The sequence below is a fragment of the Pantoea nemavictus genome (assembly GCF_037479095.1).
Classification (GTDB): Bacteria; Pseudomonadota; Gammaproteobacteria; order Enterobacterales; family Enterobacteriaceae; genus Pantoea; species Pantoea nemavictus.
In genome coordinates this window covers 1,629,523-1,651,754 of record NZ_JBBGZW010000001.1, presented here as the reverse complement: position 1 = coordinate 1,651,754, position 22,232 = coordinate 1,629,523, and the positions used below count along the sequence as shown (strand labels likewise).

Genomic DNA, 22,232 nt, shown 5'->3' with positions numbered 1-22,232 from the left:
ATGAATTTTTATGCAATAAGTCTGGTGAGAGAATCGCGGTTACATCCTGCGGGGGCGAGATGATACCAGAGTTTTACGCTGCGCCAAAATAGCGGGTTGGCGCGCAAAGCGAAGGTTGCAAAGTTGTTATATTATTGATGTGGTAACAACTATATCGATGATCATTGCCGTCCATTGTCTTCTGGCTGCGAATGTATCATTCAGGCGACTTCTGAAGTGGAGATGTCTCGGGAGCCGATTGCGGCGTAGTTTAAGTGCGCGACAGGTTTAGTCGCTATCGCCTGAGAAGTTGATTAAACTCGTAACCTGATGGATTTTCGGCATATCTCTGCCCCACCTTAATAAGGAGTTCAGGATGAAAGTTGCCGTTCTCGGTGCCGCTGGTGGTATTGGCCAGGCGCTCGCACTGCTGCTCAAAACGCAATTACCCGCAGGCTCAGCTCTCTCACTTTATGACATCGCGCCGGTAACGCCGGGTGTGGCGGTGGATCTCAGCCATATCCCAACGGCAGTCACCGTTGAAGGGTTCAGCGGTGAAGATGCCACGCCAGCGCTGCATGGTGCCGATGTGGTGCTGATCTCTGCGGGTGTGGCACGTAAACCGGGCATGGATCGCGCCGACCTGTTTAACGTCAACGCCGGCATCGTGCGTAACCTGATCGAACAGGTTGCCAGCACCGCGCCGAAAGCCCTGATTGGCGTCATCACCAACCCGGTGAATACCACGGTGGCCATTGCGGCCGAAGTGCTGAAGAAAGCTGGCGTGTATGACAAAAATCGCCTGTTTGGCGTTTCAACCCTCGATATTATCCGCGCCAATACTTTTGTGGCCGCGCTGAAAGGCAAGCAGCCGAACGAGATTGAAGTGCCGGTTGTTGGCGGCCATTCAGGCGTGACTATCTTGCCGCTGCTGTCGCAGGTTAAAGGCGTGAGTTTTAGCGAACAGGAAGTGGCGGATCTGACTAAACGAATTCAGAATGCCGGCACCGAAGTGGTGGAAGCCAAAGCCGGCGGCGGGTCGGCTACGCTGTCGATGGGACAAGCGGCGGCACGTTTTGGTCTGTCGCTGATTCGCGCATTGCAAGGTGAAGCTAACGTGGTGGAGTGTGCGTATGTGGAAGGCGAGGGTGAATACGCGCGCTTCTTCTCGCAGCCGCTGCTGCTGGGTAAAAATGGCATTGTCGAACGCCGCCCGCTTGGGACGTTGAGTGCGTTTGAACAGCAGGCACTGAAGGGCATGCTGGAAACGCTGAAGAAAGATATCGCGCAGGGCGAAGAGTTTGTGAAGTGATTGGCTCTGTGCTGCAGTAAATAACGCCCGGCTTCTGCCGGGCGTTTTGTTTTTATAATCCGCCGGACTTAAACGTCTGGCTGGAGGGGGTTCCGTTGCTGGCGGGGGTTTTCCTGCCCAGCGTTTCCATGCGCACCTGGAATGGTGGGAACGGCATCTCAATCCCGTGCTCTTCAAAGCCGCGCAGAATCAGCTGATGCAGTTCATGGCGTAGCGGCATGCGGTGTCCCATCTCCGCCGCATGTACACGCAGTTCAAACAGCTGAATACCCTGCTGCAAATCGACCAGGAATACATCCGGCGCCGGCATATCGAGCACATAAGTACAGCGATCGGCTGCCTGCTTAAGAATGTTGGTCACTTCATCACTGTTAACCCGCGCGGGAGCAGGAATGGTCAGCACCACGCGCGTGACCGAATCCGACAGCGACCAGTTAACGAATTGCTCAGTGATAAAGGCCTTATTCGGCACGATAATCTCTTTGCGGTCCCAATCGGTAATGGTGGTGGCGCGCGTGTTGATGCGGGTAATGCTGCCGGTCAAGTCGCGAATGGTAACGGTATCGCCGATACGAATCGGTTTTTCGAACAGGATAATCAAGCCGGAGATAAAGTTGGCGAAGATCTCCTGCATACCGAAGCCCAATCCCAGACCTAACGCGGCAACCAGCCACTGCAGCTTCGACCACTCAATGCCCATCATCGAGAAGCCAATCAAACCGCCAATCAGCATCAGCGCATATTTGGTCAAGGTGGTAATCGCGTAGCCGGTGCCGGGCGCCAGGCTGAGATGCTGTAACAGCGCCAGCTCCAGCAGAGCAGGCATATTGCGCACCAGCTGCGTGGTGATAATCAGCACCAGAATCGCGATCAGCACCGCGCCCAGCGTAATCGCCTGCACGCTATCAACGCCCTGAATAGTGGTGCTGGCATTCCACAGCGGAATGTTATCGAGGAAGCTAAACGCCGAATGAATTTCTGACCACAGCACAATCACCGACACCAGGGCGATCAGCGTGAGAAGTGAACGCACGAGACGCAGCGACTGCGCGCTGATCTCATCCAGATCGATGCTCGGCTCCTCAATTTCGATGGTGTCCGCATTCACCGGCGTTTGTTGCTCTTTCTCTTCTTCACTGCGCGCGCGGTTGGCCAGCATATCGGCACGACGCTGGCGCGCACGATCAAAGGCGATACGGCGACGCTGAATCAGCATCCAGCGGCGGATGATGTGATACACCACCAACAAGAAGAACCAAATACCTACCGAGGTTTCCAGACGCGCCAGCAGCGCTTGCGCCGTAGCGAGATAACCGATGCAGGAGGCGAAGGCGGCGACCAGCGGCAGGGCGATCATCAGGTTCCACAGAATGCGGTTAACGAAATTGTCGCCGTTGCCTTCTTTATCCAGATAGAGCGGAATGCCGGCGCGTTTCAGACTAACGGTGACGATACTCAGCGCGCCACAAATCAGGATGAAGCACACGCGTCCCAGCGTGCCTGAGAATTGCGGATCGTCGAGATTCGCAAAGGCGATCAGCAACATGATTAGCGGCACAATCAGCCCAACGGACAGCGAGTAATAGCGCATCGCACGCGCCACGCGCGCCTGAGGCCAACGGAAATGCACCACAAATAAACCATCAGGGCGCGCAAACGCGGCGCTGATCATAAAGGCCCACAGCAGCGGCAGCGTAGCGGTGATGCCGTCGCCAATCGCTACGGCAAATGGATAGGGCCAGGCGTGCTGCAAACCATAACCGAGCGCAGCCCACAGCACTGGCAGCGGCACCGCCACCAGAATCGACCAAAATACCGTGCGCAGCGTCAGGCTAAAGCGATCCTGAGTCACTTTACCGACGCGGCTGGCCGAGCGCTCCATAAAAGCGTTGTAATGACGACGCGAACTGATGCTGAAACCAACCAGCAAAATTGCGCCAATGATCGGCAACACGGTTTCGCGATTCGTAAACATCATCGCCAGCGCTTTGCCGAGCTGGCCGGCAGTATCCAGCGACAGCAGACGCTTAAGATCATGCGCCATCTCTACCGGGAAATTCAGGCCGATGGTGTTTACGTCGGCGGTCCAGAAGAGATAGCGATGTGTCGCATCTTTTACTTCGGCTAAGGCATCCTGCAACTGCGTATTGGAAACTTTAAGTTTGGTGATTTCCAGAATCAGCGTATCGCAGCCGGAAATCAGGGAATTCAGCAGTTCGCGCTGGGTTTTGAGTTGTGCTTCAAGGATGCGCACCTGATCGCTGCTGAATGGCGTGCCATCATCCTGCTTGGCTTTGCGCAGGTCCTGCTGGCGTTCTAGTAAGTCTTCATAATGCAGGCGCTGCACCCGCAGCTGGCCCATTTCGCTATCAATCTGTTGAGATTTCGGCATCTCCGGCAGACGCGCCACCTGAGCTCGCAGCGCTTCACCTAACAGATTGGAGGCGCCCAGCCATTGCGACTGCTCGCGCAGCGTGCTTAACGCCTGACGCACCTGCAGAGTTTGATTGGTGGCAAGGCGCTGCTGCGAAGCGACGAGATCCATGCGCTGCGCTTGCTGATTGAGGTCTGCCGACAATTCGCGGTTAACGCGGAACTGATCGCTGATGGCGCTCGGCAGATCGCCGCTGTTTTCCGCCAGTTGCTCGGTGCGCTCCAGCGCCAGTTCAGCCTCGCGCTGGCGCTGGTTATTCAGTTGATTGCGTAGCGCCTGCAGATAGTTATCCAGCTGAGTGGCTTTACGCTGGTGCACTTCGGCACGCATGCGCGCCAGCTCCTGGCGATTATTCGCCGACAGCTGCGCCAGCTCTAACTCATCAACGCGCGCTTTGTTAGCGGCATTCTCTGCCTGACGTGCGTAAATCTGCGCCTGCGCGAGCGGCGTGGTCGCCGCAGATGAGCTCTGCGCGCGGCGATCGCTTTCGGTCATCGCCCGGCGCGCATCGGTTTGCTGCTGCGGCAGTTGCGACAGTGAATCGCTGATTTCGCGAGCACGATCCTGCTCTTGCTGTGCCTGGCGGCCTTCCTCCAACAGCTGGCTGCTCACCTGCAACAGCTCTTGATCCAGCTCGGCGCTGCTCATATTGCTGCGTACCGCCTTGCTGCTATCGGTTAGCGTGGCAATCTGCTGACGCAGTTCGCGCGCCAGTCGCGGGAAATCATCGATCACCTGTTGATACTGCTTCGCGCGCTCCAGCGACTCATCGCGCTCGTTGAGGAAGTTGATTGCCGCTTCCAGCGCCTGAACCTGTTCGGTTTGAGCAGGTGAGCTTTTCGCGGATTTAGCCGCATCCAGCTCCTGCTTAAGCTGACTGGATTGCGGAACGGTAGCGGCAAAGACAGAACTGCTGAGCACAAGGCTCAGCAGCAGAGAGAGGAGAACGCGCACGGGAGAGGTTCCGGGTTATTTGCTAAGTGAGACGCTGTCGCCGGGCTGAGGCAGGGCGATGGCCAGCGGCTGACCGAGGCGGGTTTTACTTTCGGCTTCGAGGCTTTCGGCCAGCTTCACGCGATGAGGCGCGAACAGGTTGATAACCGTTGAACCCAATTTGAAGCGGCCCATTTCCTGGCCTTTCAGCAGCACCACCGCACCGTCATGTTCGGCAGAAGGATAGCGCCAGCGTTTGATCACCCCTTCGCGCGGTGGCGTAATAGTTCCCGCCCACACGGTTTCGATGCTGCCAACAATGGTGGCGCCGACCAGGATCTGCACCATCGGGCCATGATCGGTATCGAAAACGCAGATCACGCGTTCATTACGTGCGAAAAGGTTGGGAATGTTGCGCGCGGTCAGCGGGTTCACCGAATACAGATCGCCAGGCACGTAGATCATCTCGCGCAGGATGCCGTTACAGGGCATGTGCACGCGGTGATAATCGCGCGGGGCGAGGTAAGTGGTAACGAACTCACCGTCGTTAAACTGCGCCGCCAAATCGTCGTTACCCGCCAGCAGCGCCTGCAGGCTGTAGGTGTGGCCTTTGGCCTGGAAGATCTGATAGCCGGCAATGCGGCCCAGCTGGCTAATCGCGCCATCGGCTGGCAGCGCCAATAAAGTGGCATCAGGATCGATGGGACGCGCGCCCTCTTTTAACGGACGCACAAAGAAATCGTTGAAGGTGCGGTAGCTGCCGGTATGTGGCTTGCTGGCTTCTGCCATATCCACTTTGTAGTACCAGACAAAGATGTCGATGACCGCTTTGGTGAGCCAGCCACCACGACGGCTAGCGCCCCAACCGGCGAGCTCGGTGAGCCCTTTTTTAGGCAAAATATGATTCAGGCCGAGTTTAAAACGATCAAACACCGTTGCCTCCTGGCTTAATTACGTGTCGTTAACAAAAAGGGGGGCGGATTGTAGCAGCGCCCCAGCTCGTTGGCGAATGTGCCGTTGTACTCGTTAATCTGCGTCGGAGGAAAAGTTTTTACGCGTCTTTACCTGCGCCATACTCTCCAGAATTCGGTGGTAGTTATCGAAGCGGGAGATATCAATTTTGCCTTCTTCTACCGCTTCGCGAATCGCGCAGCCGGGATCGGTATCATGCTTACAGTCGCGGAAACGACAACTACCGAGAAACTCACGGAATTCGACAAATCCACGCGTCACTTGTTCCGGCTCCAGGTGCCATAAACCGAACTCGCGCACGCCCGGGGAGTCGATCACGTCGCCACCTGCCGGGAAGTGATAGAGGCGTGAAGCGGTGGTGGTGTGTTGTCCAAGACCGGAAACGTTCGAGACATCGTTGGTCAGAATTTCAGCCGCCACATCCAGGCCAAGCAGGTTATTCAACAGGCTGGATTTGCCCACGCCGGATTGACCAGCAAAGATGCTGACGCGACCGGTTAAGGCGCTTTCCAGCTCAACCAGGCCATCTTTGGCGTGGCTGGACACCATCAATACGCGATAACCAATGTTGCGATAGATCTCCATCTGTTCGTCGACAAACGCGCGACCTTCGGCATCCAGCAGATCGGTTTTATTGAGAACCAGCAGTGGCTCGACGCCAAGGGTTTCGCTGGCCACCAGATAGCGATCGATGATGTTAAGCGACAGCTCCGGCAGGATCGCCGATACAATAATGATCTGATCGATGTTAGCGGCGATCGGTTTCACGCCGTCATAGAAGTCAGGGCGGGTTAGCACCGTTTTGCGATCGTGTACCGCTTCAACGATCCCTTTGCCGCCGCCAATGGCCACGCGCCACAACACACGATCGCCGGTGACCAGCGAGCGAATGGTGCGGCGGATGTTGCAGCGATGCACAACGCCTTCGCTATCTTCCACGTCTGCGTGCATGCCGAAACGGCTGATCACCACGCCATCAGCCGCTTCTCCAAACAGGCTATCATCCGGCTCCGGCTTATCACTCCGTTGCTGCAGACGACGCTGATGGTTGGCGCTTACGCGACGTTGTTGACCTTTCGACAGTTTGTTTTTACTCACGCATCCTCTCACGGCTTTCGCCAGGCTTCGCCCTGCTGGGCAAAACGTCTATGATACACCTGAAATGAGTTTAATGACGACTTTGGCAACAGGCGGGAAACGCATGACAGCTGGAAATGAAAACAACCTGATTTGGATCGACCTCGAAATGACCGGATTAGATCCGGAGCGCGATCGCATTATTGAGATCGCCACTATCGTCACCGATGCCAATCTCAACATCCTGGCAGAAGGTCCGGTATTCGCGGTGCATCAATCTGACGATCAGCTCGCGCTGATGGATGACTGGAACGTTCGTACCCACACCAATAGCGGTTTAGTGGCGCGCGTGAAGGCCAGCCAGCACGACGATCGCGCTGCGGAGCTGGCCACCATCGAATTCCTCAAACAGTGGGTGCCGGCCAATACCTCGCCGATTTGCGGCAATAGCATTGGTCAGGATCGCCGCTTTCTGTTCAAGTACATGCCTGAGCTGGAAGCCTATTTCCACTATCGCTATCTTGACGTCAGCACGCTGAAAGAGCTGGCTCGCCGCTGGAAACCGGGTATTTTGCCAGGCTTCAAAAAATCCGGCAGCCACCAGGCGCTGGATGATATTCGTGAATCTGTTGCAGAGCTGGCTTACTATCGCGAACACTTCTTGCAGCTTTAATCGACGGTGGGTGCGCAGGAAATCATCAGGTTGTCGATTAAAGCAGCGATCGCGCGGAAAGCGCAAAATTTTGCTTTTAGACTCTTGCGACTGAAAGGATTTCTCGTATAATGCGCACCCCGTACCGGTGAAGAATTTTATACGGAACGAAGCAGTACAGCGAAATACAGAATCGAGTAGTTAAGTTGGCAACAAGGCGGCAACTGAGCGAATATCTGGGAGCTTACTTCAGTAAGTGACCTGATTGAGTGAAGGCAGCCAACGCAGTCGCCAGCTTAAATACGAAGATTATGCGGGAATAGCTCAGTTGGTAGAGCACGACCTTGCCAAGGTCGGGGTCGCGAGTTCGAGTCTCGTTTCCCGCTCCAATTTCGTTTAGCAGTAAACCTCTAATGCGGGAATAGCTCAGTTGGTAGAGCACGACCTTGCCAAGGTCGGGGTCGCGAGTTCGAGTCTCGTTTCCCGCTCCAGAGTTTGTAGTAAACCATCCAAATCACGGATTTAGTCCTTAGCGTGGTTGTTGTGACAAAAATACGAAGAGTCAGAATCGCGTATTTTAGTTTGCAACAAGGCAGCAACTGAACGAATCACTGGGAGCTTACATGAGTAAGTAACCTGGGTGAGTGAAGGCAGCCAACGCAGTAGCAGACTAAAATACGAAGATTATGCGGGAATAGCTCAGTTGGTAGAGCACGACCTTGCCAAGGTCGGGGTCGCGAGTTCGAGTCTCGTTTCCCGCTCCAGATTTTCATATTCACTAATGTTATTTGCCCTTAGGCGCAATCAGAATTAAAACAGCTGCAGATCTTTATCGATCTCATGTGACATGGTTTTTTTCTGGAAGTTTTACACGCCTTGCTTGCACTCATGATGCCTGAGTCTGTCGCAGTTACCTTACAGGTTATCCACAATGTGCCTGCATCGTGCTGACGGCGTTTTCCCCGATATACAAAACTGTTTTGAACAGAGTTATCCACAGGCTCTGGAATAACTCCTGCGCGCTAAACGTGACGCAATTATTTACAGAAACCCAACAAGCCCATGATTTATAATAATTTTTGGTTATTTCAGACTGTAATTTTACTCTTTAGACGAAATTACGATCTCCGTCACTATTCAGTTGGATAATTTTATTCACAGCATGTGGAAAAGAGTTTTATCCTGTGCGACTGCTCAATCACGCATCACGTGGCAGGCCTTTTTCGACGGCGCGCACCAGCCGCTGTTTCTTCGCTGGCTGCACTTCTACTGCCTGCGCTGCGCGTTTCTGCAACTGCTGTGCCATCGCCCACTCAATGTGCTCATCAAGCAGCGGATGCTCGCCATTGCGTGATGCTAATGCCGTCATATTTTCCTCTGTCCACGGCGCATTGCCTAAAGCCACGGCAATGTTTCGCAACCAGCGTAAATGCCCAATACGTCGAATCGCTGACCCTTCGGTAATGCGCAGGAACTTGGCTTCATCCCATTTGAACAGATCGGTCAGCGGCGGCGCGTGTAGTACGGCGCGCGGGGAGAAATCATCTTCATCGGTCAGTTGGCCGTAGCGATTCCACGGGCAAATCAGCTGGCAATCGTCGCAACCATAAATTCGATTACCAATCAGCGGACGGAACTCTTCGGGAATTGCGCCTTCCAATTCGATGGTGAGATAGGAGATGCAGCGGCGCGCATCCACTACGTAAGGCTCGACGATAGCGGCAGTAGGGCAGATGGTGATGCAGGCGACACAGCGCCCACACTGCTCTTCCTGGGGCTGATCGACCGGCAGCGGCAGGTCAATCAGCAGCTCGCCAAGGAAGAACCATGAGCCGGCTTCACGATTGAGAATCAGCGAATGTTTACCGGTCCAGCCCAGTCCCGCTTTAGCGGCAATCGGGCGTTCGAGAATGGGCGCGGAATCGACGAACGGACGAAAATTGAGTTCGCCGCAGTGCGCCTGAATCATTTCTCCGAGCTTTTTCAGTCGATTGCGTAATACTTTGTGATAGTCGCGACCAAGGGCATAGCGGCTAACATAGCCAAGCTGAGGATTTTTTAACGTGCTGGCAAAAGCGGCTTTGGCAGGAAGGTAGTTCATGCGCACGCTAATCACGCGCAGCGTGCCAGGCAGCAGTTCATGCGGACGCGCGCGCATCATGCCGTGGCGCGCCATCCAATCCATCTCGCCGTGATACTGCTTATCCAGCCACGCCTGCAGTTTGGGCTCTTCGGCGCTGAGATCGGTATCGCAAATACCAACCTGTTGGAAACCGAGTTCGCGTCCCCACTGTTTAATTTGTTGAGCGAGCTGCTGAAGATCGAGAGGGTATGACATGAGAAACCAGGCAATTGAAGCAAACGCGCGCAGTTTAACACACTCTGTCTGGCCTGCGCAGGCGATGGCACAACTGGAACGTGATGCTGCCGATAGCCTGGGCTTAACGCTATTTGAGTTGATGCAACGCGCGGGACAGGCGAGCTATGAATTAGCTCGCCACCTCTGGCCGCAGGCGCAGTACTGGTTGGTTCTGTGCGGGCACGGCAATAACGGCGGCGATGGTTATGTGGTGGCGCGATTGGCGCAGGCAGCAGGCGTAAATGTGACGCTGCTGGCGTGTGAAAGCAGCAAGGCTTTGCCGGAAGAGGCGCAGCAAGCGCAAGACGCATGGCTGGCGGCGGGCGGCGTGATCCATGCAGCGGATGCGCCCTGGCCACAGCAAGTTGATGTGATAGTCGATGCGCTGCTCGGCACCGGGCTCAATCGCGCGCCAGCTGCGCCCTACGATCGCTTAATCGACATGGCTAATTCGCACGCCGCGCCGGTGCTGGCGATTGATATTCCTTCTGGTCTGGTGGCGGCAAATGGCACGGCGCCGGGCGCGACCATCATCGCCGATCACACGCTTAGCATGATTGCCCTCAAACCCGGCCAGTTAACCGGCAAGGCGCGTGATTACGTGGGCATTTTGCATAATGATGAGTTGGGCTTGTCCTCCTTCCTGTGCGCTGAACAGGCACCTGTTTCACGCTATGACGCCAATGATTTAGCGCGCTGGCTTAAACCGCGCCGCGCCACCTCACATAAAGGCGATCAGGGGCGTTTGTTAGTCGTCGGCGGCGATAGCGGCACGGCGGGCGCCATTCGCATGACCGGTGAAGCGGCTCTGCGCAGTGGCGCCGGGCTTGTACGTGTGCTCACGCATGAAGATAATATTGGCCCGATTCTCACCGCGCGGCCGGAATTAATGGTTGATGCGCTCAGTGATGAGCGTCTCGAACGGGCACTGGAGTGGGCCGATGTGATTGCCGTTGGACCGGGACTCGGCCAGCGCGATTGGGCTCAGAAGGCACTGAAAAAGATTGCGGCCAGTGAAAAGCCAATGCTTTGGGATGCGGATGCGCTTAACCTGCTGGCAATCAAGCAGGATAACCGTCAGAATCGCATCATTACGCCCCATCCTGGTGAAGCTGCGCGCTTGCTGGGGATGAAAACCAGTGAAATTGAAAGTGACCGCTTACATGCAGCGCATGCCTTGGTAAAACGCTACGGCGGCGTGGTGGTACTGAAAGGCGCGGGCACGATCATTGCCAGCGCGGCGGGTGAAGTTGCCATTGCCGATGTCGGCAATGCGGGCATGGCATCCGGCGGCATGGGCGATGTATTGAGCGGTATTATTGCGGCCCTGCTGGGCCAGAAATTGACACTATTTGAGGCAGCCTGCGCAGGCTGTGTCGCGCATGGGGCAACTGCCGATGCCATTGCGCGTCAGCGTGGTACGCGCGGCATGTTAGCCACTGATTTGTTCGAACTGCTGTGGCAGTTTGTTAATCCAGAGATGATCCAACAATAAAGCATGAAGAGCTGTGTTATCCCTTTGCCCGATGAGGCGGCAACCCTGAATCTGGGTGCGCAATTGGCGCGCGTCTGCAATAGCGCGCTGGTGATCTATCTTTATGGCGATCTGGGTGCCGGAAAAACCACCTTTAGTCGTGGCTTTCTGCAGGCGCTCGGCCATCAAGGTAACGTTAAAAGTCCAACTTACACCTTGGTTGAGCCCTACGAATTGGGTTCGCGCACGCTCTACCATTTCGATCTCTATCGTCTCGCCGATCCCGAAGAGCTGGAGTTTATGGGCATTCGTGACTATTTCACCGGCGATGCGCTATGTCTGGTGGAGTGGCCGCAACAGGGCACTGGCGTATTGCCTGAACCCGATTTAGCGCTGACGCTGCGCTACGTTGACGCGGCACGTGAAGCCGAAATAAGTGCAGTTTCCGCTATTGGCGAAGCGCTGTTACACCATTTCCAGCAAGGCAGGGATCAGGCATGAAGTCACGGATGAAAATCATTGTACTGGGCTTGCTGTGCCTGTTTTCTGCCTCGGCGCTCTCTGCCACTTTGTCAGATATCAAAGTCGAGAATGGCGATAGCCAGGCTACCGTCACGCTGAGCTTTAATGGCCAGCCGGTGTATGGTTTTTTCCCGCTGCATAATCCCAATCGCGTGGTGCTGGATATTCGTCAAAGCGGCGCCATCAAAGGTTTGCCGTTGAATTTCAGCGGTGAAAACATTGTGCAGCGCATTCGTCACAGCCAGCCGAAGGATAAGCAGAGCCTACGTCTGGTGTTCGAACTGACGCAGGCCGCACAAACTCGCGCCAGCACGCAGCGTGATGGCAATAATTATCGCGTGGTGTTCACTATTCGCGGCATGCAGCCAGCGAAACGTACCACCGCCGCGGCGCCGGTCACAACGGCGCGTGAAAGCCAGAATCAGAGCCGCAGCCAGAGCAATCCCTTTAACGCCAATCAGGTTACCGCCGTCACCAGCAGCGATACCACCGTTCGTCCCGGCGGAGCGTTAAGCCGCAACGATGTGGTAATTGTGGCGATTGATGCCGGACACGGCGGCCAGGATCCGGGTGCATCCGGCCAGCACGGTTTGCACGAGAAAAACGTCACCATCTCAATTGCGCGGAAATTGAAGGCGCTAATGGATCGGGATCCGATGTTCAAGCCGGTTCTGACGCGTAATGGCGACTACTTCATCTCGGTAATGGGCCGTTCCGAGGTTGCGCGTAAAGAGAACGCCAACCTGTTGGTTTCGATTCACGCGGACGCCGCGCCAAACCACTCGGCCACGGGCGCATCGGTTTGGGTGCTGTCAAATCGTCGCGCCAATAACGAAATGGCTAACTGGCTGGAGCAAAAAGAGAAACAATCTGAGCTGCTGGGTGGCGCAGGCGATTTGCTGGCGAACAGCCAGGCCGATCCCTATCTCAGCCAGGCAGTGTTGGATCTGCAGTTTGGTCATTCACAGCGTGTAGGCTATGACGTTGCCGTCAAAGTCTTGCAGCAACTGCGCGGTATTACGCCGCTGCATAAACGTCTGCCGGAACATGCCAGCCTTGGCGTATTACGTTCCCCGGATATTCCTTCTTTACTGGTCGAAACCGGCTTTATCAGTAACGCCGCGGAGGAGCGGCTGCTTGGCAGCAGCGCGTATCAGGAGAAAATTGCTCAGTCGATTTATAAAGGCTTGCGCAATTATTTCCTCACGCATCCGCTGCAATCGATCCCAAAGGAGGAAAACCGGCCGCTGGACAGCGCACCAGCGGTTAGCGTCGCCAGCAACCCGGCGACCGGCACGGTGCAATATACCGGCGCGACGCAGCGTCATACCGTCACGCGGGGCGAAACGCTGTCAGGCATTGCGGCAAAATATGGCGTGAGCATGGCGACGTTACGTGAGATGAATAGTCTGAAGCGCGATGTGGTTTGGGTTGGTCAGCGCTTGAAGGTGCCAGCGAAATCCAGCGTCAGCGTTGCGGCCACGAGCCGTCCAACGCGACATAAAGTGGTGCGTGGCGATTCGCTAACGGCCATTGCAGCACACTATGGCGTGAGCTCGAAAGCTATCATGCAGGCGAATAACATGAAGTCGAGCAATGTGATGCTGGGGCAAAACTTAAAAATTCCGCAATCCTGATTATTGGCTCCCTGTGAGCCAATCCGCAGAAGGATCACCACCATGCCAATACAGATTTTACCGCCTCAGCTGGCGAACCAAATTGCCGCAGGCGAAGTGGTTGAGCGCCCGGCGTCGGTTGTAAAAGAGCTGGTGGAAAACAGCCTCGACGCCGGTGCCACGCGCATTGATGTCGATATTGAGAAAGGCGGCGCTAAGCTTATCCGCATTCGCGACAACGGCTGTGGCATCGCTAAAGCTGAACTGGCGATGGCGCTGGCGCGGCATGCGACCAGTAAAATTGCGTCACTTGACGACCTTGAAGCGATAATGAGCCTCGGTTTCCGTGGCGAAGCGCTCGCCAGTATCAGCTCCGTTTCGCGCTTAACCCTGACTTCGCGCACGGCCGATCAAACTGAAGCGTGGCAAGCCTATGCCGAAGGGCGCGATATGGATGTGACGGTGAAACCGGCTGCGCATCCGGTGGGCACCTCGCTGGAAGTGCTCGACCTGTTCTACAACACGCCCGCACGCCGCAAATTCATGCGCACCGAAAAGACCGAATTTACCCATATCGACGAGGTGATCCGTCGCATTGCGTTGGCCCGCTTTGATGTGGCGATTTCGCTGAGCCACAACGGCAAGCTGATGCGCCAGTATCGCGCGGTGAGCGAAGATGCGCAGCGGGAGCGGCGGTTAGGTGCGATTTGTGGCACCACATTTATGCAGCATGCGTTGCGTATTGAGTGGCAGCATGACGATTTAGCGCTGCGCGGTTGGGTCGCCGATCCAAACGGTTCGCGTCAGGTCACCGATCTGCAATATTGCTACGTCAACGGACGCATGATGCGTGACAAGCTGATCAATCACGCGATTCGCCAGGCGTATCAAACACAGCTTGGCGACGATCAGCAGCCGGCATATGTGCTCTATCTGGAGATCGATCCACATCAGGTGGATGTTAATGTGCACCCGGCTAAGCATGAGGTGCGTTTCCACCAGTCACGTTTGGTACACGACTTTATCTGGCAAGGCGTGATGAGTGCACTGCAAGCCAGCCGCGCCGCGGAATTACCCATTTCACATGCTGAAGAACCTGCACCCAAGTGGCAGCCAGAAAATCGTCAGGCAGCGGGGGCTAATCACTTTGCCCAGCCGGGCAACACGCCGCGCAGCGGTGATGGTTTTGCTGCTGGCGCCAGTACGAGTTGGCAAAGTAAGGAACCCAGTTACAGTGCGCGTGAAGGGGCGGCCTATAAGCAGTTGATCAAAACGCCAGTCGCCGAGGTCGCGCGTGCTGCGCCCGTTCCTGCGCCTATACCCGCCAGGCAGCCTGAAGCGCGTGAAGCCCCGTTGGCTGCTCACGCACAAAGTTTCGGTCGCGTGTTAAGTGTGTTGCAGGAACGCTACGCGCTGCTGGAACGCGGTAATCAACTGCAACTATTATCGTTGGCGGTTGCCGCTCGCTGGCTAAAACAGGCCCAGCTGCAACCAGGGGAAGAGGGATTAAAACCGCAGCCGTTGCTGATCCCGGTTCGCCTGAAAATTGCTGCGCCGGAGCTGGCTGTTATTGATGCGCAATCGACGCTGCTACGCTTAATGGGCATTGATTTACAACGAGAAGGGCAGCATGTGACGCTACGCGCGGTTCCTTTACCGTTACGAACACAAAATTTACAAATCTTGATTCCAGAACTGTTAGGCTACCTGGCCCGGCAGCAAGAGATTTCTGTATCCGCGTTGGCTCAATGGCTGGCGCGTCGAGATGATGCAGAAGACGCTCACTGGAATCACTCGCAGGCGATTGCACTGCTGGCAGAGCTGGAAAGGCTCTGTCCGCAACTGCTGAAGTCGCCGCCTTCAGGTCTGTTACAGACCATTGAGATTGAGAGCGCGATTAACGCGTTGAAGCATGAGTGAACTAAACCAGGCTAGCCGGCCAAAGGCAATTTTTTTGATGGGGCCTACCGCCTCCGGTAAGACGGCATTAGCGATTTCGCTGCGTCAGGAGCTTCCGGTGGAACTTATTAGCGTTGACTCTGCCTTAATCTATCGCGGGATGGATATTGGCACGGCGAAACCGTCGGCAGAAGAGTTAGCACTGGCGCCCCATCGTTTGCTGGACATTCGCGATCCTGCGGAAGCGTATTCCGCCGCAGAGTTTCGTCGCGATGCGTTGGCAGAAATGGCGGAAATCACCCGGAAGGGGAAGATTCCGTTGCTTGTTGGTGGAACCATGCTCTATTTCAAGGCTTTGCTTGAAGGATTGTCGCCGTTGCCCTCGGCCGATCCCGAGGTGCGTCAGCGGATAGAGCAAATGGCGGCGGAGAAAGGTTGGGAAGCCTTGCACCGCCAGCTGTGTGAAATCGATCCGGTCGCCGGTAGTCGTATTCATCCGAATGATCCGCAGAGACTTTCGCGAGCACTGGAAGTTTTTTTTATTTCGGGTAAAACTTTAACGGAACTGACAAAAACTTCCGGCGAAGCGTTACCCTACGACGTGTACCAGTTTGCTATCGCTCCTGCGAGTCGTGAGCTGATACATCAACGCATTGCGTTGCGTTACGACCAGATGCTAGCGTCAGGATTTGAAGCGGAGGCTCGTGCACTGTTTGCGCGAGGTGATTTGCATACGGACATGCCTTCCATTCGTTGTGTGGGTTATCGCCAGATGTGGTCTTATCTATCAGGTGAAATCGATTACGACGAAATGGTTTATCGGGGAATTTGCGCCACTCGGCAGCTCGCTAAACGCCAGATGACCTGGTTACGTGGCTGGCCTGAAGTACACTGGTTAAACAGTGATGAGCCAGAGTTAGCGCGTAATGCGGTGCTTAAGGCAGTTAGTGCGTAGCAGGGATGATTGTGTACAATTGGTTCGTTATCGTGCGCAAATTTTTACGCAGTTTTTCTGAACCACGGTTCTTAAAGCAACAAACAACAAGCATATAAGGAAAAGATAGAATGGCTAAGGGGCAATCTTTACAAGACCCGTTTTTGAACGCATTGCGTCGTGAACGTGTACCGGTTTCGATCTATTTGGTGAATGGTATTAAGCTGCAAGGGCAAATTGAATCCTTTGATCAGTTCGTCATTCTGTTAAAAAACACGGTTAGCCAGATGGTGTATAAGCACGCCATCTCTACAGTGGTTCCTTCTCGCCCAGTGTCGCACCATAGCAATAACGCGGGCGGCAGCGGTGGTAGCAGCAACTATCATCACAGCGGAAGCAGCCAAGGCGCTCAGTCGCAGCCACAACAAGACGGCGATAACGCAGAATAATTTTGCGCTGCCGTAAAGCCAGGGCTGGAGAACGAGAGCGTTTTCCTGTCCTGGTTATTTTATTTTAGCGAGGTTATAGCTTGTTTGACCGTTATGATGCCGGTGAGCAGGCCGTACTGGTACACATCTGGTTCTCCCAAGACAAAGAGCTGGAAGATTTGCAGGAGTTTGAAACTCTTGTCTCTTCTGCGGGCGTCGAAGCGCTGCAAGTCATTACGGGCAGCCGTAAAGCGCCACATCCCAAATATTTTGTCGGTGAAGGAAAGGCAGTTGAAATTGCCGATGCGGTAAAAGCGAGTGGAGCATCGGTCGTTTTATTCGATCATGCCTTAACTCCTGCTCAGGAACGTAATCTTGAACGGCTGTGCGAATGTCGCGTAATCGATCGCACCGGCTTAATTCTCGATATTTTCGCCCAGCGCGCCCGCACCCATGAGGGGAAATTGCAGGTCGAGCTGGCACAACTACGCCATTTAGCAACCCGTTTGGTTCGCGGGTGGACACACCTTGAACGCCAGAAAGGCGGTATCGGTTTACGTGGTCCAGGTGAAACTCAGCTGGAAACGGACCGCCGCTTGCTGCGTGGTCGTATTAGTCAGATTCTCTCCCGGCTTGAACGCGTCGAAAAACAGCGCGATCAGGGTAGGCAAGCGCGCGCCAAAGCTGACGTGCCAACAGTTTCGCTGGTGGGATACACCAACGCCGGCAAATCCACTCTGTTTAACGCGATTACCTCTGCGGATGTCTACGTAGCGGACCAACTCTTCGCGACACTGGATCCGACTCTGCGCCGCCTTAACGTGGCGGATGTGGGTGAGGTGGTGTTAGCCGATACGGTAGGTTTTATTCGTCACTTGCCGCATGATTTAGTGGCGGCATTTAAAGCCACCCTGCAGGAAACGCGGCAGGCGACACTACTGTTGCACGTGATTGATGCTGCCGATTTGCGCGTGAATGACAACATTGATGCCGTTAACGAAGTTCTGGAAGAGATTGAAGCCGATGAAATTCCGGCTCTGTTGATCATGAACAAAATCGATATGCTGGAGGATTTTGTGCCGCGTATCGATCGTAACGAAGAGAACCAGCCGATACGTGTTTGGTTATCTGCACAGAGCGGCGTAGGCCTACCGCTGTTGTGGCAGGCGCTCTCAGAGCGTTTAGCCGGTGAAATTGCGCAGTACGATTTGCGTCTGCCGCCTGAAGCAGGCCGTTTACGCAGTCGTTTTTACCAGCTACACGCAATAGAAAAAGAATGGAATGAAGATGATGGCTGTGTAAGTTTGCACGTGCGTATGCCGATTGTTGACTGGCGTCGTCTGTGTAAGCAAGAGCCGTCGCTAGCCAGTTATATTGTTTGATATTGCCCAATCGCACTTACCCAAAAAAGATTTCAGGTTGTAGTAATTATCGTTGCAGGCCGAAATATTATGGTTTTACGCGAATATTTCGGATTGCGGCAAGGCGGCAACTGAGCAAATCCCCAGGAGCTTACATTGGTAAGTGACTGGGGTGCGTGAAGGCAGCCAACGCAGCTGCAATCCGAAAGATGAAGGGTAAAACCGTAAATACAATAAATGGAGTAGAGACATGGCGTGGAATCAGCCCGGAAATAACGGACAGGACCGCGACCCGTGGGGAAGCAGCAATAATCAAGGCGGCAACTCTGGGGGAAATAAAGGAGGTCGCGATCAGGGACCACCTGATCTGGATGATATCTTCCGTAAGCTGAGTAAAAAACTCGGCGGACTGGGCGGTGGCAAACAGAATGATAACGGTCAGCGCAGCGGCGGTAGCGGTGGCAAAGTTGTTGGCATCGTTGCCGTAGCGGCCGTGGTTATCTGGGCGGCTAGCGGTTTCTACACTATCAAAGAAGCGGAACGTGGCGTCGTCACCCGCTTTGGCAAATTCAGCCATCTGGTTGAGCCAGGCCTTAACTGGAAACCGACCTTTATCGATCAGGTTCGTGCGGTGAACGTTGAAGCCGTACGTGAACTGGCGGCGTCTGGCGTGATGCTGACCTCGGACGAGAACGTGGTGCGCGTTGAGATGAACGTGCAGTACCGCGTAACCGATCCAGAACGTTATCTGTATGCGGTAACCAGCGCCGACGACAGTCTGCGTCAGGCCACTGATAGCGCCTTACGTGGCGTGATTGGGCGCTCGACCATGGACCGCATCCTGACGGAAGGTCGTACCGTGGTGCGTAGCGAAACGCAGCGTGAGCTCGACGAAACCATCCGTCCGTACAATATGGGTATTACCCTGCTGGATGTAAACTTCCAGGCGGCGCGTCCACCGGAAGAAGTAAAAGCATCGTTTGATGATGCGATTGCCGCGCGTGAAAACCGTGAGCAGTATGTGCGTGAAGCCGAAGCGTATTCGAATGAAGTCCAGCCGCGTGCCAATGGTCAGGCGCAGCGTATCCTTGAAGAAGGTCGCGCCTACAAAGAACGTACGGTGCTAGAAGCGCAGGGTGAAGTTGCCCGTTTCGCTCGCTTGCTGCCGGAATACAAAGCCGCACCGGAAATCACCAAAGAGCGTCTCTACATTGAAACCATGGAACGCGTGTTGAGCCATACCCGCAAAGTATTGATCAGCGATCGTGGCAGCAATTTGACGGTTCTGCCATTGGATCAGTTGATGCGCGGTGGTCAATCTGGCCAGGGCGGTCAAAAAATGACTAATTTAATGAAGTCACCTTCGTCTTCTGATAGCAATGCAAGCCGTAGTGATACCTCGTCATACAGTCCAGACAGCATCATGGATCAGCGTCGCGCCAATGCGCTGCGCAACGATACCCAGCGCCAAGGGAGGGAGTAATCGATGCGTAAGCCAATCATCGCCGTAATTATTGTAGTGCTGGTGGTGCTTTACGCGTCACTGTTCGTGGTGCAGGAAGGCCAACGTGGCATCGTGCTGCGCTTTGGTAAGGTTCTGCGTGATGACGAAAACAAACCGCTGGTGTATGCACCGGGTCTGCATTTCAAGATTCCGTTTATTGAAACCATGAAGTCATTGGATGCGCGCATTCAGACCATGGACAATCAGGCCGACCGTTTTGTCACCAAAGAGAAGAAAGACCTGATCGTTGATTCCTACATCAAATGGCGCATCAGCGATTTCAGCCGTTACTACCTGGCAACCGGCGGTGGCGACGTTTCTCAGGCCGAAGTGTTGCTGAAACGTAAGTTCAGTGACCGTCTGCGCTCTGAAATGGGCCGTCTGGATGTGAAAGACATCGTGACCGATTCGCGTGGTCGATTGACCACCGACGTGCGTGATGCGCTCAACACCGGCAGCGCCGGCAATGATGATGACGTTCAGACGCCAGCTGCGGATGATGCGATTGCTAATGCGGCGGCACGTGTAGAGCGTGAAACCAACAGCAGTGAACCAGCACCTAATCCGAACAGCATGGCGGCGTTGGGTATCCAGGTCGTCGACGTGCGTATTAAGCAGATCAACCTGCCAACGGAAGTGTCTGACGCGATCTACAACCGTATGCGCGCCGAGCGTGAAGCGGTAGCGCGTAGTCAGCGTTCACAAGGCCAGGAAGAGGCAGAAAAACTGCGTGCGCAGGCTGATTATCAGGTGACGCGTACGCTGGCAGAAGCTCAGCGTGAAGCGCTGATTTCACGGGGTGAAGGTGATGGTGAAGCGGCAAAACTGTTTGCTGATGCCTTTAGCAAGGATCCGGATTTCTACGCCTTTATCCGCAGTCTGCGTGCCTATGAGAATAGTTTCTCAGATAATCAGGATGTGTTGGTATTGAGCCCGGATAGCGATTTCTTCCGCTATATGAAAGCGCCCTCTAACGCCACGCGTTAAGAACTGATATAAAGTCCAGGCCGACAATGTTGTCGGCCTTTTTTTTGGGAAAAAATCATGAACACAACCATCTGGATGGCGCTGGCTTTAGTTTTGGTGCTGGAAGGACTTGGGCCGATGTTTATGCCACGAGCCTGGCGGCGCATGATACTGGCAATGACACAGTTACCCGATCGCCTTTTGCATCGTTTTGGCGGTGGTTTAGTCGTTGCTGGCGTGGTGATTTACGCGATGATCAGCATGCATACGCGATCGTAAATGAAAAATTATGTGAGGTCGCAGGGGTTCAATTGTGTCTGATGGCCGTTGTGTACCCAACATGTTGTGAGCTGAGCAAAACTCAGGCAAAAAACAGCGCAATCGTATGCTAAAAGTGCTGAAAGAGTAAAAGTCAGGTGGTAGAATCCATTTTTAAGCAATCGGTGATTTTGAAAAAATGGGTAAGAACGTCGTCGTACTGGGCACCCAATGGGGTGACGAAGGTAAAGGTAAGATCGTAGACCTTCTGACAGAGCGCGCGAATTACGTCGTGCGTTACCAAGGTGGCCACAATGCAGGCCATACACTTGTCATCAACGGTGAAAAAACCGTCCTTCACTTAATTCCATCTGGCATCTTGCGTGAAAACGTCACCAGCATCATTGGTAACGGCGTTGTGCTGTCGCCTGAAGCGCTGATGAAAGAGATGAAAGGCCTTGAAGAACGCGGTGTGCCGGTACGTGAACGTCTGCTGATCTCTGAAGCCTGCCCATTGATTCTGCAATACCACGTAGCAATGGATGTAGCACGTGAAAAAGCGCGCGGCGCCAAAGCTATCGGCACCACCGGTCGTGGTATCGGTCCAGCTTATGAAGACAAAGTGGCACGTCGCGGTCTGCGCGTGAGCGATCTCTTCAACAAAGAAACCTTCGCGGTGAAGCTGAAAGAGATCGTCGATTTCTACAACTTCCAGCTGGTTAACTATTACAAAACTGATGCAGTTGACTACGAAAAAGTGCTGAGTGATACGCTGGCAGTTGCCGATATCATTACCAGCATGGTCGTTGATGTGTCTGATCTGCTGGATGGCGCGCGCAAGCGTGGCGATCTGATCATGTTCGAAGGCGCGCAGGGTACGCTGCTGGATATCGATCACGGTACCTATCCGTACGTGACCTCTTCTAACACCACCGCAGGTGGCGTGGCGACCGGTTCAGGCATTGGTCCACGTTACGTTGATTACGTGCTGGGTATCGTGAAGGCGTATTCAACGCGTGTTGGCGCTGGTCCATTCCCGACCGAACTGTTCGACGAAACCGGCGAATTCCTGTGCGCGCAGGGCCACGAGTTTGGCGCGACTACCGGTCGTCGTCGTCGCACCGGCTGGCTGGACGCGGTGGCAGTTCGCCGTGCAGTGCAGATCAACTCGCTGTCAGGTTTCTGCATGACCAAGCTGGACGTGCTGGATGGCCTGAAAGAAGTAAAAATCTGCGTGGCTTATCGCATGCCAGATGGCCGCGAAATGACCACCACGCCGCTGGCTGCGGAAGGCTGGGAAGGCATTGAGCCGATCTACGAAACCATGCCAGGCTGGAGCGAGACCACGTTCGGCGTTAAGACGCTGGAAGGTTTGCCGCAAGCTGCACGTGACTATATCAAGCGTGTAGAAGAAGTGACCGGTGTGCCGATTGATATTATTTCTACCGGCCCAGACCGCAGTGAGACCATGATTCTGCGCGATCCGTTCGACGCATAATCTTTTGAGGCCGGGCATCGCCCGGCCTCAATATAACCTAAATACTTCAAGCTG

General features: G+C 54.6%; 17 protein-coding genes and 3 tRNA genes. 16 read left to right on the top strand and 4 right to left on the bottom strand.

The features are described from left to right. Positions 1-355: 355 nt before the first annotated feature. On the top strand, positions 356-1,291 hold the full coding sequence (gene mdh, locus WH298_RS07435; RefSeq protein WP_049851238.1) for a malate dehydrogenase: 936 nt from the start codon (positions 356-358) through the stop codon (positions 1,289-1,291). 52 nt (positions 1,292-1,343) lie between these two features. Here mdh and mscM read toward each other — a convergent pair whose 3' ends face one another. The 3 genes from mscM to rsgA all read right to left on the bottom strand — a co-directional run bounded on the left by mscM (position 1,344) and on the right by rsgA (position 6,728). Further along, entirely contained in the window at positions 1,344-4,679 is a 3,336-nt protein-coding gene (gene mscM, locus WH298_RS07430) for a miniconductance mechanosensitive channel MscM (RefSeq protein WP_007891994.1), read from the bottom strand. Between the two features lie 15 nt (positions 4,680-4,694). After that, positions 4,695-5,591: an archaetidylserine decarboxylase gene (gene asd, locus WH298_RS07425; RefSeq protein ID WP_180822579.1), complete on the bottom strand. Its 897-nt coding sequence runs from the start codon at positions 5,589-5,591 to the stop codon at positions 4,695-4,697. Between the two features lie 93 nt (positions 5,592-5,684). After that, on the bottom strand, positions 5,685-6,728 hold the full coding sequence (gene rsgA, locus WH298_RS07420; protein ID WP_007891997.1) for a small ribosomal subunit biogenesis GTPase RsgA: 1,044 nt from the start codon (positions 6,726-6,728) through the stop codon (positions 5,685-5,687). Positions 6,729-6,831: 103 nt separating this feature from the next. Between rsgA and orn the strand changes: the two genes are divergently transcribed. From orn to WH298_RS07400, 4 genes are all read left to right on the top strand, one after another. Beyond that, the gene (gene orn / locus WH298_RS07415; RefSeq protein ID WP_007891998.1) at positions 6,832-7,380 is read left to right on the top strand and encodes an oligoribonuclease; all 549 of its coding nucleotides are present in this window, start codon (positions 6,832-6,834) and stop codon (positions 7,378-7,380) included. 292 nt (positions 7,381-7,672) lie between these two features. Further along, positions 7,673-7,748 (top strand) — tRNA-Gly (locus WH298_RS07410). Positions 7,749-7,774: 26 nt separating this feature from the next. Continuing rightward, positions 7,775-7,850 (top strand) — tRNA-Gly (locus tag WH298_RS07405). Positions 7,851-8,047: 197 nt separating this feature from the next. Continuing rightward, a tRNA-Gly gene (locus tag WH298_RS07400) sits at positions 8,048-8,123 on the top strand. 434 nt (positions 8,124-8,557) lie between these two features. On the opposite strand, the gene queG is transcribed toward WH298_RS07400, so the two are convergent. Then, positions 8,558-9,697 carry a tRNA epoxyqueuosine(34) reductase QueG gene (gene queG / locus WH298_RS07395; RefSeq protein ID WP_180822578.1) on the bottom strand — a complete coding sequence of 380 codons (1,140 nt, stop codon included), beginning with the start codon at positions 9,695-9,697 and terminating at the stop codon, positions 8,558-8,560. Between queG and nnr the strand changes: the two genes are divergently transcribed. The 11 genes from nnr (at position 9,696) to WH298_RS07340 (ending at position 22,178) form a co-directional block, all read left to right on the top strand. After that, positions 9,696-11,213, top strand: coding sequence for a bifunctional ADP-dependent NAD(P)H-hydrate dehydratase/NAD(P)H-hydrate epimerase (nnr, locus tag WH298_RS07390; protein ID WP_180822577.1), 1,518 nt, complete (start codon positions 9,696-9,698; stop codon positions 11,211-11,213). The genes queG and nnr overlap by 2 nt on opposite strands. Positions 11,214-11,216: 3 nt before the next feature. Further along, the gene (tsaE, locus tag WH298_RS07385; RefSeq protein WP_180822576.1) at positions 11,217-11,693 is read left to right on the top strand and encodes a tRNA (adenosine(37)-N6)-threonylcarbamoyltransferase complex ATPase subunit type 1 TsaE; all 477 of its coding nucleotides are present in this window, start codon (positions 11,217-11,219) and stop codon (positions 11,691-11,693) included. Further along, on the top strand, positions 11,690-13,351 hold the full coding sequence (gene amiB / locus WH298_RS07380) for an N-acetylmuramoyl-L-alanine amidase AmiB (protein WP_180822575.1): 1,662 nt from the start codon (positions 11,690-11,692) through the stop codon (positions 13,349-13,351). The genes tsaE and amiB overlap by 4 nt, the downstream gene beginning before the upstream one ends. Positions 13,352-13,393: 42 nt before the next feature. Next, the gene (gene mutL, locus WH298_RS07375; protein WP_180822574.1) at positions 13,394-15,250 is read left to right on the top strand and encodes a DNA mismatch repair endonuclease MutL; all 1,857 of its coding nucleotides are present in this window, start codon (positions 13,394-13,396) and stop codon (positions 15,248-15,250) included. Beyond that, the gene (gene miaA / locus WH298_RS07370; RefSeq protein ID WP_180822573.1) at positions 15,243-16,184 is read left to right on the top strand and encodes a tRNA (adenosine(37)-N6)-dimethylallyltransferase MiaA; all 942 of its coding nucleotides are present in this window, start codon (positions 15,243-15,245) and stop codon (positions 16,182-16,184) included. The genes mutL and miaA overlap by 8 nt, the downstream gene beginning before the upstream one ends. Positions 16,185-16,294: 110 nt before the next feature. Then, positions 16,295-16,612 carry an RNA chaperone Hfq gene (gene hfq, locus WH298_RS07365; protein ID WP_007892010.1) on the top strand — a complete coding sequence of 106 codons (318 nt, stop codon included), beginning with the start codon at positions 16,295-16,297 and terminating at the stop codon, positions 16,610-16,612. Positions 16,613-16,692: 80 nt separating this feature from the next. After that, the gene (gene hflX / locus WH298_RS07360) at positions 16,693-17,973 is read left to right on the top strand and encodes a ribosome rescue GTPase HflX (protein WP_007892011.1); all 1,281 of its coding nucleotides are present in this window, start codon (positions 16,693-16,695) and stop codon (positions 17,971-17,973) included. 229 nt (positions 17,974-18,202) lie between these two features. Then, entirely contained in the window at positions 18,203-19,435 is a 1,233-nt protein-coding gene (gene hflK / locus WH298_RS07355; protein ID WP_007892012.1) for an FtsH protease activity modulator HflK, read from the top strand. Between the two features lie 3 nt (positions 19,436-19,438). Beyond that, complete coding sequence (gene hflC / locus WH298_RS07350) at positions 19,439-20,443, top strand: protease modulator HflC (protein ID WP_007892013.1); 1,005 nt, start codon at positions 19,439-19,441, stop codon at positions 20,441-20,443. Positions 20,444-20,500: 57 nt separating this feature from the next. Beyond that, positions 20,501-20,701: a DUF2065 domain-containing protein gene (locus WH298_RS07345; protein WP_007892014.1), complete on the top strand. Its 201-nt coding sequence runs from the start codon at positions 20,501-20,503 to the stop codon at positions 20,699-20,701. Between the two features lie 178 nt (positions 20,702-20,879). Then, complete coding sequence (locus WH298_RS07340; RefSeq protein ID WP_007892015.1) at positions 20,880-22,178, top strand: adenylosuccinate synthase; 1,299 nt, start codon at positions 20,880-20,882, stop codon at positions 22,176-22,178. Positions 22,179-22,232: the final 54 nt, after the last annotated feature.